This window comes from Metabacillus sp. YM-086, from assembly GCF_048059995.1.
GTDB classification, from domain to species: Bacteria; Bacillota; Bacilli; order Bacillales; family Bacillaceae; genus Metabacillus; species Metabacillus litoralis_B.
In genome coordinates this window covers 1-753 of the sequence record NZ_JBLUOI010000186.1, presented here as the reverse complement: position 1 = coordinate 753, position 753 = coordinate 1, and the positions used below count along the sequence as shown (strand labels likewise).

Below are 753 nucleotides of genomic sequence, written 5' to 3'. Positions count from 1 at the left end.
GAACGACATGTTAGGAAAGTAGTTAACGGAACTGGGGAGACCCTCATCATCACTTTCGGAAGAAAGTAAAACAGAAACCTATAAGTGCAAACGAAATGGTGGATGGATGAAAGGGAGTCGGAGGGGGTCATAGTACCTATGATGACAATGACAACACAACATTGTCTAGGGAAGGACGGCGTAAGCCAGTACCCTACTTCGTTCATATGTCAGAAGGAGGTAAGAGTCAGTGAATGCCAAGAAAATGGCTAACTACACCAATAGTGCAAAAGCTCAAGAACTCTGGAAGACGTTATATCTTTGTGCCAAGGAGAGTCCAACTCGTAGATTTCACGCTTTATATGACAAAATTTATCGTCCTGATATTCTATGGGAGGCATGGCAACGTGTGAAACGTAAGAAAGGTAGTGGAGGTGTCGATGGACAGTCGATTGAACAAATCGTTTTGGATTACGGTGAGAAGAAGTTTATGAACGAACTTTATCTAGAATTGAAGGAGAAACAATATCACCCAAGTCCAGTCCTAAGAACCTATATTCCGAAAGATGATGGAAAGAAACGTCCATTAGGAATACCAACCATTAAAGATAGAGTGGCACAAATGGCAACGAAAATGGTCGTTGAACCAATTTTTGAAGCTGACTTCCATGACTGTTCGTTTGGTTTTCGTCCTAAACGTAATGCTCACCAAGCACTAGCCAAAATAAGAAAGGCAAGCAGAAATTGCTTTTGGGTAGTAGACGTCGATATCCA

General features: G+C 41.7%; 1 protein-coding gene. It reads left to right on the top strand.

Annotated elements, in window-relative coordinates:
- Window positions 1-229: 229 nt before the first annotated feature.
- The coding region (locus tag ACEWK1_RS27720; RefSeq protein ID WP_416636893.1) for a reverse transcriptase domain-containing protein at window positions 230-753 on the top strand (524 nt) is incomplete at its 3' end.